This is a genomic window from Pseudomonas sp. CGJS7, from assembly GCF_036961695.1.
On record NZ_JBAMDI010000021.1, the window covers coordinates 95,658 to 109,263 of the forward strand.

At 63.2% G+C, this 13,606-nt stretch carries 16 protein-coding genes; 11 read left to right on the plus strand and 5 right to left on the minus strand.

Features of this window, described 5'->3' with window-relative positions:
• Positions 1-535: 535 nt before the first annotated feature.
• Positions 536-772: a YdcH family protein gene (locus V7787_RS15460; RefSeq protein WP_064491842.1), complete on the minus strand. Its 237-nt coding sequence runs from the start codon at positions 770-772 to the stop codon at positions 536-538.
• 250 nt (positions 773-1,022) lie between these two features.
• Between V7787_RS15460 and V7787_RS15465 the strand changes: the two genes are divergently transcribed.
• The 4 genes from V7787_RS15465 (at position 1,023) to V7787_RS15480 (ending at position 5,197) form a co-directional block, all read left to right on the plus strand.
• A complete protein-coding gene (locus V7787_RS15465; RefSeq protein WP_064491841.1) occupies positions 1,023-2,660 on the plus strand; it encodes a phosphoethanolamine transferase in 1,638 nt (545 codons plus the stop codon).
• Between the two features lie 178 nt (positions 2,661-2,838).
• Positions 2,839-3,972: a ribonuclease D gene (gene rnd / locus V7787_RS15470; RefSeq protein ID WP_064491840.1), complete on the plus strand. Its 1,134-nt coding sequence runs from the start codon at positions 2,839-2,841 to the stop codon at positions 3,970-3,972.
• Positions 3,969-4,262 (plus strand): YcgL domain-containing protein, encoded by a 294-nt coding sequence (locus V7787_RS15475; RefSeq protein WP_010955258.1) that lies wholly within the window; start codon positions 3,969-3,971, stop codon positions 4,260-4,262. Before rnd ends, V7787_RS15475 begins: the two co-directional genes overlap by 4 nt.
• 2 nt (positions 4,263-4,264) lie before the next feature.
• A complete protein-coding gene (locus V7787_RS15480) occupies positions 4,265-5,197 on the plus strand; it encodes a D-2-hydroxyacid dehydrogenase (RefSeq protein WP_064491839.1) in 933 nt (310 codons plus the stop codon).
• A gap of 114 nt (positions 5,198-5,311) precedes the next feature.
• Here V7787_RS15480 and V7787_RS15485 read toward each other — a convergent pair whose 3' ends face one another.
• Positions 5,312-5,905, minus strand: a complete 594-nt coding sequence (locus V7787_RS15485; protein WP_064491838.1) for a nitroreductase family protein — start codon at positions 5,903-5,905, stop codon at positions 5,312-5,314.
• Between the two features lie 145 nt (positions 5,906-6,050).
• On the opposite strand from V7787_RS15485, the gene V7787_RS15490 reads away from it, so the two are divergent.
• From V7787_RS15490 to V7787_RS15500, 3 genes are read left to right on the plus strand one after another with little or no spacing between them, the layout of a single operon-like run.
• Entirely contained in the window at positions 6,051-6,500 is a 450-nt protein-coding gene (locus V7787_RS15490) for a YcgN family cysteine cluster protein (RefSeq protein WP_014590031.1), read from the plus strand.
• Positions 6,501-6,541: 41 nt separating this feature from the next.
• Positions 6,542-7,750, plus strand: a complete 1,209-nt coding sequence (locus tag V7787_RS15495) for a hypothetical protein (protein WP_064491837.1) — start codon at positions 6,542-6,544, stop codon at positions 7,748-7,750.
• Between the two features lie 2 nt (positions 7,751-7,752).
• Positions 7,753-7,971, plus strand: a complete 219-nt coding sequence (locus tag V7787_RS15500) for an aldehyde dehydrogenase family protein (RefSeq protein WP_121161120.1) — start codon at positions 7,753-7,755, stop codon at positions 7,969-7,971.
• 64 nt (positions 7,972-8,035) lie between these two features.
• On the opposite strand, the gene V7787_RS15505 is transcribed toward V7787_RS15500, so the two are convergent.
• Together V7787_RS15505 and V7787_RS15510 are read right to left on the minus strand one after the other, a co-directional pair.
• Positions 8,036-8,506 (minus strand): RNA methyltransferase, encoded by a 471-nt coding sequence (locus V7787_RS15505; RefSeq protein WP_010955253.1) that lies wholly within the window; start codon positions 8,504-8,506, stop codon positions 8,036-8,038.
• A gap of 71 nt (positions 8,507-8,577) precedes the next feature.
• Entirely contained in the window at positions 8,578-8,949 is a 372-nt protein-coding gene (locus V7787_RS15510; protein WP_003254676.1) for a YajD family HNH nuclease, read from the minus strand.
• 132 nt (positions 8,950-9,081) lie between these two features.
• On the opposite strand from V7787_RS15510, the gene V7787_RS15515 reads away from it, so the two are divergent.
• The gene (locus tag V7787_RS15515; RefSeq protein ID WP_064491836.1) at positions 9,082-9,360 is read left to right on the plus strand and encodes a hypothetical protein; all 279 of its coding nucleotides are present in this window, start codon (positions 9,082-9,084) and stop codon (positions 9,358-9,360) included.
• Positions 9,361-9,539: 179 nt separating this feature from the next.
• On the opposite strand, the gene V7787_RS15520 is transcribed toward V7787_RS15515, so the two are convergent.
• Positions 9,540-11,582: a S9 family peptidase gene (locus V7787_RS15520; RefSeq protein ID WP_064491835.1), complete on the minus strand. Its 2,043-nt coding sequence runs from the start codon at positions 11,580-11,582 to the stop codon at positions 9,540-9,542.
• Between the two features lie 179 nt (positions 11,583-11,761).
• Here V7787_RS15520 and V7787_RS15525 point away from each other — a divergent pair, with 179 nt between their 5' ends.
• Genes V7787_RS15525 through V7787_RS15535 form a run of 3 tightly spaced genes read left to right on the plus strand, consistent with a single transcriptional unit; the run spans position 11,762 to position 13,578 of the window.
• Positions 11,762-12,259 (plus strand): hypothetical protein, encoded by a 498-nt coding sequence (locus V7787_RS15525; RefSeq protein WP_064491834.1) that lies wholly within the window; start codon positions 11,762-11,764, stop codon positions 12,257-12,259.
• Between the two features lie 14 nt (positions 12,260-12,273).
• Complete coding sequence (locus V7787_RS15530) at positions 12,274-13,047, plus strand: class II glutamine amidotransferase (RefSeq protein ID WP_003254671.1); 774 nt, start codon at positions 12,274-12,276, stop codon at positions 13,045-13,047.
• Positions 13,048-13,056: 9 nt separating this feature from the next.
• A complete protein-coding gene (locus V7787_RS15535; protein ID WP_003254669.1) occupies positions 13,057-13,578 on the plus strand; it encodes a DUF2937 family protein in 522 nt (173 codons plus the stop codon).
• Positions 13,579-13,606: the final 28 nt, after the last annotated feature.

The following is a 13,606-nucleotide window of genomic DNA, read 5'->3' on the forward strand; positions in this document are numbered from 1 at the left end:
CCTGCAGGTGGTAGGAGCGGGTTTACCCGCGAATACGGTGGCGGCGAGAACGGTGAACGGCCAGGGACATTGGCCAGCAGGCCCGGCCCTTTCGCGGGTGAACCCGCTCCTACGACGGTCTGCGCATTGGCGTAGGTGCGGGTTTACCCGCGAATACGGTGGCGGCGGCAACGGTGAACGGCCAGGTATATTGGCCAGCAGGCCCGGCCCTTTCGCGGTTGAACCTGTTTCTATGACGGTCTGCGCATTGGCGTAGGAGCGGGTTTACCCGCGAATACGGTGGCGGCGGCAACGGTGAACGGCCAGGGACATTGGCCAGCAGGCCCGGCCCTTTCGCGGTTGAACCTGTTTCTATGACGGTCTGCACGTAGGGGCGTACCCGCGAATACCGTAGCGGCGGCAATGGTGACCGGCCAGGGATACTGGCCAGCAGGCCCGGCCCTTTCGCGGGTGAACCCGCTCCTACGACGGGCTGGCGCATCGGTGTAGGAGCGGGTTTACCCGCGAAGAGGCCGGTGGATTCAATAGATGCCTGTCAGGATTTGGGCGGATGAATGATCCGTTCGATCTTGTCCTTGATCAGCAACCTTTCCTTGCGCAGGCGGTTGACCGTCTCGTCGTTGGTGCCGTTGCCTTCGGCGGCGACCACCTCCTTGTCCTTGGCGTTGTACTCCTTGTGCAGTTTGTGCAGGTCCTGATCCTTCTCTATGAGTGCCTGGAATGCATCAGCGGTAACGTGCAGGTCAGCGAGCAGATCGTGCGGAACTGGCATTTCTTCACCTCTGTCAGGGTTGTCGGTAAGGTCCTGACCATTGAGGATAGCTGTCTTTGCGCAGGCTTGTGACGGCGGTCCAGGCTGAATGGCAGCTGAATGGTTTTGAGATAATCGATAAAAGACACACCCTCACGAAATTGTTACCAAGTTTTTCACAAAAAATTGATGACGTGCTTTCTAGAGTTCGCCCAACTTCCCACAGTGCCATCTGGCCTGGGGTGATCATCACTCTTGATAGCGAACGCTGATGCTCAACTTCAAATCCCTGCGGACTGAATGGGTCACGCTGCTGGCCAGTCTTTATCTGCTGATTGGCTTCAACATGTTCCTCTGGGAGCACCTGCAAGCGGTGGTTCCTGCCGGCCTTTCGGGGTTGTGGCTGAGCCTGGCGTTTGCTGTGCTAATGCTCTTCGCGTTCAATCTGATCCTCACGTTAATTGCCTTCCGGTATGTAGTGAAGCCGGTACTTATCGTGTTGTTCATGAGTGGTGCGGGTGTGGCTTACTTCATGAACCAGTACGGCGTACTTATTGACGCCGGCATGTTCCGTAATATGGCCGAGACCAATGTTGCGGAAGTGCGCGACTTGATGTCGTTCAAGTTTGCCGCCTATATCCTGCTGCTGGGTGTGCTGCCATCGGTGCTGCTGTGGAAGGCGCAGATCGCCTACCGCCCCTGGCACCGCGAGCTGCTGGGCAAGTTGGTGGTCAGTGGTGCCTGTGTGGTGACCATCGGCTCGGTCGCGTTGGTCAATTATCAAGGGCTGTCGTCGCTGTTTCGCAATCACCATGAACTGCGTCTGATGCTCACCCCCAGCAATATCGTCGGGGCCTCCATTGGTTATGTCGGCGAGCGTGTCGGTACGGCTTCGCGCCCGTTCCAGCATTATGGTGAAGATGCCAAGCGTGATGCGGCCTGGCAAAAACATGAGCGCAAGTCGCTGACCGTGCTGGTGGTCGGGGAAAGTGCCCGGGCAGACCATTTCGGCGTGCTGGGCTATGACCGCGATACCACGCCGAATCTCGCCAGGGAACAGGGCCTGCTGGCGTTTTCCGACGTGCACTCGTGCGGTACGGAAACGGCGGTTTCGGTGCCTTGCATGTTCTCGGGCATGAAGCGCAAGGACTACGACGCCCGCGTAGCGAAGAACCGCGAAGGGCTGCTGGACATCCTGCAGCGGGCCGGCCTGGCCGTGCAGTGGCGTGACAACCAGTCGGGCTGCAAAGGCACCTGCGATCGCGTGCAGTTCATCGACGTCAGCAACCTCAAGGACCCGCAGCTGTGCGCCGATGGCGAATGCCATGACCAGATCCTGCTGCAAGGCCTGGACGCGTTGATCGACAACCTCGACAAGGACACCGTGCTGGTGCTGCACCAGATGGGCAGCCACGGCCCCGAGTACTTCAAGCGCTACCCCAGTGATGGCGAGCGCTTCACCCCGGTGTGCCAGAGCAACGCGTTGAACCAGTGCAGCGAGGAGGAAATCATCAACGGGTACGACAACACCCTGGCCTATACCGACAAGGTGCTGACCTCGCTGATCGATACCCTGCGCAGCAAGCAAGACAAGGTCGATACCGCGATGATCTACCTGTCCGACCACGGCGAGTCGCTGGGCGAGTACAACCTGTTCCTGCACGGCACGCCCTACGCCATCGCTCCCGAGCAGCAGAAGCACATACCACTGCTGACCTGGTTCTCCGACAACTACAAAGAGGACTTCGGCGTCGATACCGACTGCCTGGCACGGCTCAGCGATGCCCCGCTGTCCCAGGACAACCTGTTCCACTCGATGCTTGGCCTGTTGCAGGTACATACCGAGCTCTACCAGCAGTCGCTGGACATGTTTGCCGGTTGCCGGCCTTGGCTGGCGGCCAAGCGCTGAAGCCCTGTGGGAGCGGGCAAGCCCGCGAACCCGGGCGAAGCCCGGGCCATACACCGTGTTGCCTTCATTCGTGGGCGCGCCCGCTCCCACAGGGTGGACTGCCCCCGAAAAGCGGGACAGTTTCACCCGCAGTGCCCGCGCCGTATATACTGCGCGCCAATGTTAGTGGGAGAGCCTTGTGGCCATCGAAATTCACTGGATCCGTGACGACCAGAGCCTGGCCGAACACTGCCGCGACTGGCACCAACTGCCCTTCGTCGCCGTCGACACCGAATTCATGCGGGTCGACACCTTTTACCCGAAAGCCGGGCTGATCCAGATCGGCGACGGCCAACGCGCCTTCCTGATCGACCCGCTGCTGATCGGCAACTGGCAACCCTTGGCCGACCTGCTGGAAGACAGCGGTGTGGTCAAGGTGCTGCACGCCTGCAGCGAAGACCTCGAAGTGCTGCTGCGCCTGACCGGCAAGCTGCCTCAGCCGCTGTTCGACACTCAGCTGGCCGCCGGTTACCTGAACCTGGGCTTCTCCATGGGCTATTCGCGCCTGGTGCAGGAAGTGCTGGGCATCGAATTGCCCAAAGGCGAAACCCGCTCCGACTGGCTGCAACGCCCGCTCTCGGAAACCCAGGTCAGCTACGCTGCCGAAGATGCCGTGCACCTGGCCGAGCTTTTCACCGTGCTGCGCCCGCGGCTGAGTGACGACAAGTATGCCTGGGTGCTGGAAGACGGCGCCGAGCTGGTGGCTGCGTTGCGCCGTGAAGTCGAGCCCGAAAGCCTGTACCGCGACGTCAAGCTGGCCTGGAAGCTGGCGCCTCAACAACTGGCAGTGCTACGTGAGCTGTGCGCCTGGCGCGAACGCGAAGCGCGCAACCGCGATGTGCCGCGTAATCGTATCCTCAAGGAGCACTCGCTCTGGCCCATGGCCAAAAGCCAGCCGAACAACCTGTCGGCCTTGGCCAAGATCGACGAGATGCACCCGCGCACCATTCGTCAGGACGGTGAGTTCCTCATCCAGCTGATCAAGCGCGCCGCCAGCCTGCCTGCCGAGCAATGGCCTGCGCCCTTGCCCGAGCCGCTGCCGATCGAGGCTGCTGGCCTTCTCAAGCAGCTGCGTGCCATCGGCCAGGCCGAAGGCGAGCGCCTGGGGATTGCACCCGAGCTGATGCTGCGCAAGAAAGCCCTGGAGGCGCTGCTCAAGAGCGGATACCCCAATGGCCCTTATCAACTGCCCGATTCGCTGCGCGGCTGGCGCCGTGAGCGCATGGGCCAGGCCCTGCTGGACAACCTGGCAGGTGCCGGAGAAACCCGATGAAACGCATTTGCTCGATCTACAAGAGCCCACGCAAGAACGAAATGTACCTGTACGTACTCAAGGCTGACGGCCTGGAACGCGTGCCTGAAGGCCTGCTGCCGTTCTTCGGCACCCCCGTGCACGCTTTCGACCTGGTGCTTACCCCTGAGCGCAAACTGGCCCGCGAGGACATCACCAAGGTGCTGGAGAACCTCGAAAGCCAAGGCTACCACCTGCAGATGCCGCCGCTGGAAGATGAGTACATCGAGCACCTGCCCGAAGAGCTGCTGCGCCGCAACGACCCCGTCTGACCATGCGCGTACTGATCGCTGAGCATGACCATGCTCGATACGCCGGGCTTTTGCGCGCAGCCGCGCCTGACGTGGACGTTGTGACCAGCGGCGACTCTGCCGAACTGGCCCGCCAGGCACCGCAGTGCCCGGTGTGGCTGGGCCAGCCGGACTTGCTGGCCAGTCTGCTGCGCCAAGGCCACAAGCCGGGCTGGATACAGTCGACATGGGCCGGTATCACGCCGTTGCTGGCCGACGGCCTGCCGCGTGATTACCGCCTGAGCCGCGCAGTTGGCATATTTGGTCAGGTGATGGCCGAGTACATGCTCACCTATATGCTAGGCCATGAGCGTGAGGTGCTGTCGCGCCTGGTCAGCCAGGTCGAGCGGCGCTGGGATGACCGCCCGGGGCGCAGCCTGGAAGGGCGCAAGGTCCTCATTGTGGGTGCAGGCGACATTGGTCAGCGTGTGGCCGAGTTCCTGCAGCCGTTTGGTGTGGAGCTGTACGGGGTTGCCAGCAGCGCCCGTGAACAGGCCCCGTTCGTCCAGGTGGCGGCGCTGGCCGACCTGCCGCGCATGGTCGGCCAGGTCGACTATGTGCTGAACCTGCTGCCGGATACCCCGGCGACTCATGACCTGTATGACGCCGCGCTGTTCAAGTGCTTCCAGCCCTCGGCCTTGTTCATCAATGCCGGGCGTGGTGTGGCGGTGGTCGATGCCGACCTGGTCGAGGCGTTGAAAGAGGGCCATCTGGCCGGTGCCGTGATCGATGTGTGCCGCCAGGAGCCGTTGCCCAAGCAACACCCGTTCTGGACCGCCTGGGGCTTGCTGCTGACCGGGCACAGCTCGGCGCCCACCTCGCCGACAGCGATGGTGCGCTTGTTTGTCGAGAATGTGCGGGCTTATGAAGCGGGGCAGGGGTTGCGGGGTGAAGTCGATTTCGCCCGGGGCTACTGATCGCTGTGGCCTGTATCGGCCTCTTCGCGGGTAAACCCGCTCCAGCACAGGGTGGTGATACCCCCCGTAGGAGCGGGCTTGCCCGCGAAGAGGCCAGCACTGCCAACACAAACCTTACAGGCTGAAATCGCCTTCAGCAGCCAGCTCGCTCAGCGGCTTGCGCGGGCTCGGCACTTCACGCGCCTGCAGGGCTTCATCCAGGCTGGCCTTGTCCCCCAGCTTGCCGATCGCCACCATGGCATGCAGTACGTAACCCTCGGGAATCTTCAGTTCCTGACGTGCCAGGTCCTGATCGAAGCCGGCCATGCCATGGGTATGCCAGCCGCTGATGCTGGCCTGCAGGGCCAGGTGCCCCCAGGCAGAGCCCGTGTCGAAGGTGTGCCACAGCGCCGGTTTTTCTTCCGTAGCGCCCGGGGCCGCGAACGTGGTCTTGGAAATGACCAGCACCAGCGCCGACGCCTGTTGCGCCCAGCTGCGATTGAAGGGCACCAGCAGGCTCAGGTAACGCTCCCAGTTCGGCGTGTCGCGGCGGGCATACAGGAAGCGCCAAGGCTGCGAGTTATAGGCCGAAGGTGCCCAGCGGGCGGCTTCGAGGAAGCTCAGCAGGGTTTCTTCGCTGATCGGCTCGGCGGTGAAGGCGCGTGGCGACCAGCGGTTGATGAACTGCTCGTTGATGGCGTAATCGGCAATGCGGGTGTTGGCGCTCATGGCGGCTCCTGCAAACGGACGGGAAAAGCGCACGCTACTGCGTGCCGTCGCGACTGACAAGCGGTCTGGCTTTGCCGAAGGCCAGGCTCTAGACTGGCGCCGCCGCGCGCCGTGGCCCCCAAGATGAAGGCAGGAACCCTGTGTGATGATCGCTGAAAACGCGCCGTTCTGGCGGCGCAAGACCCTCGAAGAGCTCAGCCAGCAAGAGTGGGAATCGCTGTGCGATGGCTGCGGCCTGTGCTGCCTGCAAAAGCTCGAGGACGAAGACGACAACAGCGTCTATTACACGCGCATCGCCTGCAAATTGCTGGACCTGAATACCTGCCAGTGCAGCGACTACCCCAACCGCTTCGCCCAAGTGCCAGACTGCATCCAGCTCACCCCGGGCAAGGCCGACCAGTTCAAGTGGCTGCCGAGTACCTGCGGTTACCGCCTGGTCAGTGAGGGCAAGGACTTGCCGGCCTGGCATCACCTGGTCTGTGGCGACCGGCAACAGGTTCATGAACAGCGCATTTCCCAGTCGGGGCGTATGCTCAGTGAACACGATGTGCACGAAGACGACTGGGAAGACCACCTGATCTTTCGCGCCAGCTGACCGGCGCGGCCCGCTGCCTCGGGGAAACAAGGAGTTTCTGTATGCGTTGCCACCTGATGTTGCTGTTGGGCCTGATGGCCAGTTCGCCGGCCTGGGCGAAAAAGGTCGACCTCGACTACCAGGTGCGCTTGCTGCCTGCCAGCGGTCAGGCCGAGGTCCGCGTGACATTGGCCGAAGGCAGCGCCGTGCGCAGCCTGGACTTCGACCTGGGCAAGGCTGGGGCCTACAGCGGCTTCCAGGCTGATGGGCAATGGCAGCTGAAGGGGCAACGTGGTATCTGGCAGCCAGCGGCCGGCAAGACCAGCCTCAGCTACCGTGTGCAGCTGGACCAGAAACTGGCCAGCGGCGCCTATTCATCACGCATCACTCCGCACTGGGCACTGTTCCTCGGCGACCAGCTGATACCCCCTGCGCGCCTCGACCAGCAGGATGGTACCGAGCTGGTGGCGCGCCTGGCTTTCGACCTGCCCGAGGGCTGGAAGAGCATCGAAACGTCCTGGCCGCGCATCGGCAAGGGGAAGTTTCGCATCGACAACGTGTCGCGCCTGTTCGATCGCCCGACCGGCTGGATGCTTGCCGGCGACCTGGGCAGCCGCCGCGCCCGCCTGGGCGAGACCGAAGTGACCGTGGCCGCGCCGGTGGGGCAGGGCATGCGGCGCATGGACAGCCTGACCTTGCTCACATTCGTCTGGCCACAACTACAAGCTGTGTTCCCGCGTAACCCGCCCAAGCTGCTGTTGGTCGGGGCGCGTGACGGCATGTGGCGAGGGGCTATGGCTGCGCAGGGCTCGTTGTACCTGAACAGTGCCCGGCCCATGGTCAGCGAAAACGGCAATAGCCCGTTGCTGCGCGAATTGGTGCAACTGTTCGCGCAGATTCACGGGCGTGACGGCAGTGACTGGCTGGTAGAGAGCCTGACCGATTATTACGCCAACGAGTTGCTACGCCGCTCGGGCGGGATGAGTGATGACCGCTACCAGGTCTGGCAGGCGCGTCTGAGCAAGCAGGGCGCCAAGGTCAACCGGCTCAAGGGTGAACGCGCAAGCCCGGCCCAGGTGGCCCGCGGCGTGATGCTGTTGCAGGCGCTGGACAAGGAAATCCGCATTCACACCCAGGCCAAACGTTCGTTGGATGATGTGGTACGTGGGCTGATGCGCCTGCCCAGCGTCAGTACCGAAGACTTCGTGCAGATCAGCGAGAACGTGCTGGGGCGGCGTTCCGATGTGCTGCAGAGCAAGGTGCTGCACTAGGCATCCCTGCGCCTGACAATCGGCAGGGCGGCATCGTCTGCAAGTCGCATTTCAAGCGTATCAAGTCGTACCTGGAATACACCGCGGAGCAGAAACTCAGCATTGTTCACGGGGCGAAACCGAGGAGGGGGAGCGTGCAGCCAACCATCGTCGGCAACGTAGATTGCGACAACCCATGGTTTGTCGAGGCAATGTTCGGCCCGGTTTCGGTGCTGTTCTGACGGAGCTCAGCACTCGGTCGCCCTGTGTTGGCAGGTCTATCCTGTTGCCGCAGTGGCGGCCTTTCTATTTGAACTTGGGCCCCGAACGGGTATTCAGCCCCTTGGCCATGCGGTCATACAGCACCACATTCACCGTCGCCGCCAGGTTCATGCAGCCCTCGGTCGGGATGTAGATGGTCTCTTCACACCATCCCCGCACGTCTTCGCTCAACGAGCCGTCCTCTGGCCCGAAGATGTAAATGGCCCGGTCCGGATGGGTGTAATCCGGCAATGGCCGCGCACCCTCTACCAGTTCCACCGCCACGGGCGTGCAGCCCAGCGGAATAATGCGCTGCAGGTCGTCGATGCCGATCAGCGGGATGTCGTAGTGCACGCGCTTGGTGTCGGTGACGAAGTCACGCGCGCGTTCATAGCGTTTGCCCGTGTAGAACACCGAATTGACGCCATAGCAGCCCGCGGCGCGCATCACAGAGCCGACGTTTTCTGCCGACTTGGGGTTGAACAGGCCGATGCAGCTGTATCGTTTGTTTGCCACGTACCGGGGCCCTTCGCGAAAAAAGCGCGATTATACGGGCTGCCCGGTAACAGCGGGGGGCGAATCGATGGTCAGTCTTTCTTCAGCATGCCCGCCAGCCCGGCAAACGGGTTGTGCGTAGCCTTGGCAATGCTCGGGGTGCTGGTGGAGCCTTCGCTGAAGTACTGCTGGTCGGTGTAGCGCGAGTGCTCGTTGTCGTGGCAGTACAGGCACAGCAGCTCCCAGTTGGAGCCGTCCTGAGGATTGTTGTCGTGGTTGTGGTCACGGTGATGCACGGTCAGCTCGCTCAGGCGCTTGCCAGCGAACTCGCGGGCGCAGCGGCCGCATACGTGCGGGTACATTCTCAGGGCCTTGTCGCGGTAGCCCATTTCCTTGTCGCGCTTGGCATCGGCCAGGATGCGGTCGAGGCGCGCGGTAGCGGCGGCAGAAGAGGTGGAGCTCATGGTGTTTCCTTTGTTCTGATCAGGCAGGTGACGGTTATGCCATTGAGTCTAGCGCGCTTGCAGGTCAGGCGGACAGGCGAAAGCGTTGATTTAGGCGTAGCCTGTAGAAAGGTTCCCGACAGGAGGTTGCTGATGTTTCACGCGATCCTCGCCGCGCTGTTGATGGCTGGCCTGCCCCTGGCAGAAGCTGCCAGCCCGCCACCCAGGCTCACGCCGCCAGTACCCGGCGCGCCCGGTACGCCTACGCCTACGCCATACCCGCAGATTACCCCGAGCACACCGCCCAAGGCTTATGACAGCCAGCCGGGGGCGCCCTTGTTGCCGCCGATGCCAGTGCCCGGCCCGCCGAAGGACCAGCCATTGCCCGGGTTGCGACAGGACCCGCCGAAGCCGCCGGCCCAGAATGATTGAGCATGAGCGGCCCACGCCGTCATCATGTTGGAGCAACTGTCTTGCTCAATTTCTGAAGCTGGCGCGTGTGGGAGCGGGCTTGCCCGCGAACACGGGCGAAGCCCGTGCCATCCACCACGGTGTTGGCTTCGCGGGCTTGCCCGCTCCCACAGCGATCGCGGGGGTGCTCAAACCTGAGTTTAGGCAATACCCAGCTCGCCAAACACGAACGCATACTCCAGGGCCACATCCTTCAACCCCTGGTACCGCCCGCTCATCCCGCCATGCCCAGCCCCCATCTCGGTCTTGAGCAGCAGCAGGTTGCTGTCGGTCTTGAGTGTGCGCAACTTCGCCACCCATTTGGCTGCCTCCCAATACTGCACGCGGCTGTCGTTGTAGCCCGCCACCACCAGCATCGCCGGGTAGGCCTGCGCTTTCAGGTTCTCGTACGGCGCATAAGCCTTGATCCGTTCATACACCTCCGGCTCCTCAGGGTTGCCCCATTCGTCGTACTCGGTCACGGTCAGCGGCAGCTCCGGGTCGAGCATGGTGTTGAGCACGTCGACGAACGGCACTTCGGCAATGGCGCAGCGGAACAGCTCCGGGCGCAGGTTGAGCACCGCGCCGATCAGCAGGCCGCCAGCGCTGCCACCACTGATGGCCAGGCGGTCGGCGGCCGTCACGCCCTGGCTGATCAGGTGCTCGGCGCAGGCGATGAAGTCGCTGAACGTGTTGTGCTTGTACTCCTGCTTGCCGGCACGGTACCAGGCCTCCCCCAGTTCACCACCACCTCGCACATGGGCGATGGCAAAGGCCACGCCGCGCTCCAGCAGGCTCAGGCGCGCATGTGAGAACCAGGGGTCGAGGCTTTCGCCATAGGCGCCATAGCCGTACAGGTACAGTGGCACGGTCTTGCCCAGGTCCTGGCGGCGGCGTACCAGGCTGATCGGCACCTGGGTGCCATCCGCTGCGGTTGCCCACAGGCGCTCACTGACATAGTCATCGGCATCGAATGCACCGAGCACCGGGGTTTGCTTGAGCACCACCTGGGCGCCCGTGGGCAACGTCAGTTGGCGCACCTGGGCCGGGCGGTTGAGCGCTTCGTAGCGCAAGCGTATGCGAGTGCTGGCAAATTCCAGGCTGTCCTGCACGTACAGGCTGTAGGCGGCGTCTGGCAGTTCGACGCGGTAGGCCGGCAAGCCCTGCGGGCGGACTTCGATGATCGGCAGGCCGCCTTCGCGCAGGCTCAGGGTGAGGGCGCCGGCGTTCAGGCTAAGGCCTTCGAGCATGACCGCGTCGCGGTGCGCCACCAGCACCTGCCACTGTTCGCGGCTTGGCACTGGCGCGGCTGGCGCGTGGTACAGGGCGAAGTTGATGCCATCCTGGTTGGTGCGGATGAACCAGCGCCACTGGCCGTCGAGTTGGCCGTGGTCGGGGAAGTATTCGTGGCCTTCGACGCGCGGCGCCAGGCAGGTGAACGGCGCCTGCGGGGTGTCGGCGTCCAGCACCCAGGCCTCGCTGGTGGTCTTGCTGTTCAGCAGCAGCACCAGCTGACGCTCGGAACTGGTGCGGTAGCAGTGCAGGAAGAAACGCCCGTCTGGCTCTTCGAACACGGTGTGCGCGGCGTCGGTGCCCAAGGTGTGGCGACGCAGGCGCCATGGGCGGTGGGTGTCGTCCAGCTCAGCGAAGAATAGCGTCTGGCTGTCGTTGGCCCAGGTCAGGCTACCGTCGCAGTCGTCGAAAGGCAGGGTAGTGACACGGCCACTGGCCAGGTCTTTGACGTACAGGGTATAGATTTCGTCGCCGCTGGTGTCGAGGCTATAGGCCAGCAGGCGGTGGTCGGGGCTGATGTTGAACGCGCCGAGGGAGAGGAAACCGCCGTTGGCCAGGACGTTGGGGTCGAGCAGCAGTTGCTCCTGGCTTTCATCGACGGTGTTCGAGTCGTCGGCCGGGCGTGGGCAGCGGTAGTGACGCGGGTATTCGTCGCCGGCGGTGGTACGGGTGTAGTACAGGTAGGGGCCCCAGGGCGCCGGCAACGAGAGGTCGGTCTCCAGGATGCGGCCTTTGATCTCTTCGAACAGATGCTCACGCAACGGTGCCTGGTCGGCCAGGCAGGCTTCCTGGTAGGCGTTTTCAGCGTGCAGGTAAGCGAGTACCTCGGGGGTATCGCGCTGTTGCAACCAGGCATACGGGTCGGTGGCCTGGTCGGCTTGGGCAATCGGGGGTTGGGGCTTGGTTGGCATTGAAGGTCTCTTGATTGGCGTTGCCTGTGCCGGCCTCTTCGCGGGTAAACCCGCTCCTACAGGGATCGCACCGAGGTCGGAGCGGGTTTACCCGCGAATAAGCCGGCACAGGCAAACACTGTCTGCGCCCGGAAAAGTGTTTATCATAGGCATCTCTTTGCCTGGCTTGCACGAACACCATGACCGAGAACGACTACACCTTCGCCTGGGGCTTGTACGCAGTAGCCGCCTTAGGGTGCCTGCTGGTGGGCTTCAAGCTCACCGGCTGGATGTGGCGCTGGCTGCGCGAACCGCTACGGGTGGTGCTGGCGGTGCTGCTGCTGACCCCGACCATCGTCGACCCGGTCAAGGACAGCTTCGCCCCTGCAATCGCCATCACTGCGCTGGATGTCGCTTTCAAGGTCGGCAACAACGCCTGGCGCGCTGTGTCCGACTTCGCCATGTACGGCATGATCGCCTTCGGCCTGTACTTCCTCTTCGTGCTGCTGCGCTGGCCGCTGGAAAAGCGCGCGCACGCACGCCGTGAGCAGGCCGAAGCCGCCGCCAGGCGTCAGCAGGCCGAGGATGACCAGCTCGGCACCCAGGCGCCGCTGGCTGCCGAGCGCAGCGACCGTTACCGTGACGACTTGCCGCCAGCCGCTACGCGTGGCGCAGGCCGGGTCGAGCCTCGTCTGTAAACGGAGACACGCCTATGTGCGAACTGCTGGGCATGAGTGCCAACGTCCCTACCGACATCGTTTTCAGCTTCACCGGCCTGATGCAGCGGGGCGGGCGAACCGGCCCGCACCGTGACGGCTGGGGGATAGGCTTTTACGAAGGCCGCGGCCTGCGCCTGTTCCAGGACCCGGCCGCGAGCAGCGAGTCGGAAGTGGCCAACCTCGTGCAGCGCTACCCGATCAAAAGCGAAGTGGTGATCGGTCATATCCGTCAGGCCAACGTCGGCAGGGTGTGCCTGTCCAACACCCACCCGTTCGTACGGGAAATGTGGGGCCGCAACTGGTGCTTCGCGCACAACGGCCAGCTGGGTGACTTCAAGGGCCTGGCCAGTTTCTACCGGCCAGTGGGCGACACCGACAGCGAAGCGGCCTTCTGCGACTTGCTCAACCGCATCCGCAGCGCCTTCCCCGAACCGGTGCCGGTGGAGCAGCTGCTGCCCGTGTTGGTCGAAGCCTGTGCCGGCTATCGTGGTCAGGGCGTGTTCAACTGCATGCTCAGCGACGGCGACTGGCTGTTCTGCTTTTGCTCGACCAAGCTGGTGCACATTACCCGCCGTGCGCCATTCGGTGCCGCACGGTTGAAGGATGTCGACCTGATCGTCGATTTTCATACCGAAACCACCCCCAACGACGTGGTCACGGTGATTGCCACCGAGGCCCTGACCGAGAACGAGACCTGGCACCGCTACGCGCCGGGTCAGTGGGCCCTGTGGCGGCACGGCGAGTGCGTGGCGCACGGCCAGAGCTAAGGACGCTGCATGTTCAGAAGTTACCTGCGATTGCTGTTGTTCACCTTCGGCCTGCTGGCCGGTATCCAGGTCCCGGGGCTGGTCAAGGACTATAGCCAGCGGGTCGAGGCGCACCTGTTCGAATCGCGCGAGGCGCTCGATGGGTTCCGGCAAACGGCCGAGCGCTTTTTCAAGGGCGACTTGCAGGCGCTGTTGCAGCACTACCGCAGCAGCGACGACCCGGTGTTCAACAGTGATGCCAACAGCATCGAAAGCCTGATGATCCGCAACGAACTGCTGGAAAACGAATGGCAGGTGCTGCAAGGGTCATGGGCCGAGCGTACCTGGCATGTGCTGGTACAGGCCGACCCGCAGTTGCGTGAAGAAACCCTCAATGGCTACAGCTACCAGATTCTGCTGGTACCCGAGGCGATTGGCTGGGGTGTGGGTGCCGGGTTTGTGCTGGCCTTTGTGGTCGAAAGCCTGTTGTTGGGGATTGGCTGGCTGATCCTGGGCGGGCGGCGCAGGGTGGTGAAAGAGAGCTGGCGCTAAGTTTTGCTGTACCTGTAGCGGCCCTTTC

Excerpts from the sequence above, each read along its gene's own strand:
- V7787_RS15515 (WP_064491836.1), top strand. The coding sequence starts at position 9,082 with ATGTTTCACGCGATCCTCGCCGCGCTGTTGATGGCTGGCCTGCCCCTG.
- V7787_RS15460 (WP_064491842.1), bottom strand. The coding sequence starts at position 772 with ATGCCAGTTCCGCACGATCTGCTCGCTGACCTGCACGTTACCGCTGAT.
- V7787_RS15510 (WP_003254676.1), bottom strand. The coding sequence starts at position 8,949 with ATGAGCTCCACCTCTTCTGCCGCCGCTACCGCGCGCCTCGACCGCATC.
- V7787_RS15530 (WP_003254671.1), top strand. The coding sequence starts at position 12,274 with ATGTGCGAACTGCTGGGCATGAGTGCCAACGTCCCTACCGACATCGTT.
- V7787_RS15525 (WP_064491834.1), top strand. The coding sequence starts at position 11,762 with ATGACCGAGAACGACTACACCTTCGCCTGGGGCTTGTACGCAGTAGCC.
- V7787_RS15465 (WP_064491841.1), top strand. The coding sequence starts at position 1,023 with ATGCTCAACTTCAAATCCCTGCGGACTGAATGGGTCACGCTGCTGGCC.
- V7787_RS15490 (WP_014590031.1), top strand. The coding sequence starts at position 6,051 with ATGATCGCTGAAAACGCGCCGTTCTGGCGGCGCAAGACCCTCGAAGAG.
- V7787_RS15495 (WP_064491837.1), top strand. The coding sequence starts at position 6,542 with ATGCGTTGCCACCTGATGTTGCTGTTGGGCCTGATGGCCAGTTCGCCG.
- V7787_RS15475 (WP_010955258.1), top strand. The coding sequence starts at position 3,969 with ATGAAACGCATTTGCTCGATCTACAAGAGCCCACGCAAGAACGAAATG.
- V7787_RS15535 (WP_003254669.1), top strand. The coding sequence starts at position 13,057 with ATGTTCAGAAGTTACCTGCGATTGCTGTTGTTCACCTTCGGCCTGCTG.
- V7787_RS15520 (WP_064491835.1), bottom strand. The coding sequence starts at position 11,582 with ATGCCAACCAAGCCCCAACCCCCGATTGCCCAAGCCGACCAGGCCACC.
- V7787_RS15480 (WP_064491839.1), top strand. The coding sequence starts at position 4,265 with ATGCGCGTACTGATCGCTGAGCATGACCATGCTCGATACGCCGGGCTT.
- V7787_RS15485 (WP_064491838.1), bottom strand. The coding sequence starts at position 5,905 with ATGAGCGCCAACACCCGCATTGCCGATTACGCCATCAACGAGCAGTTC.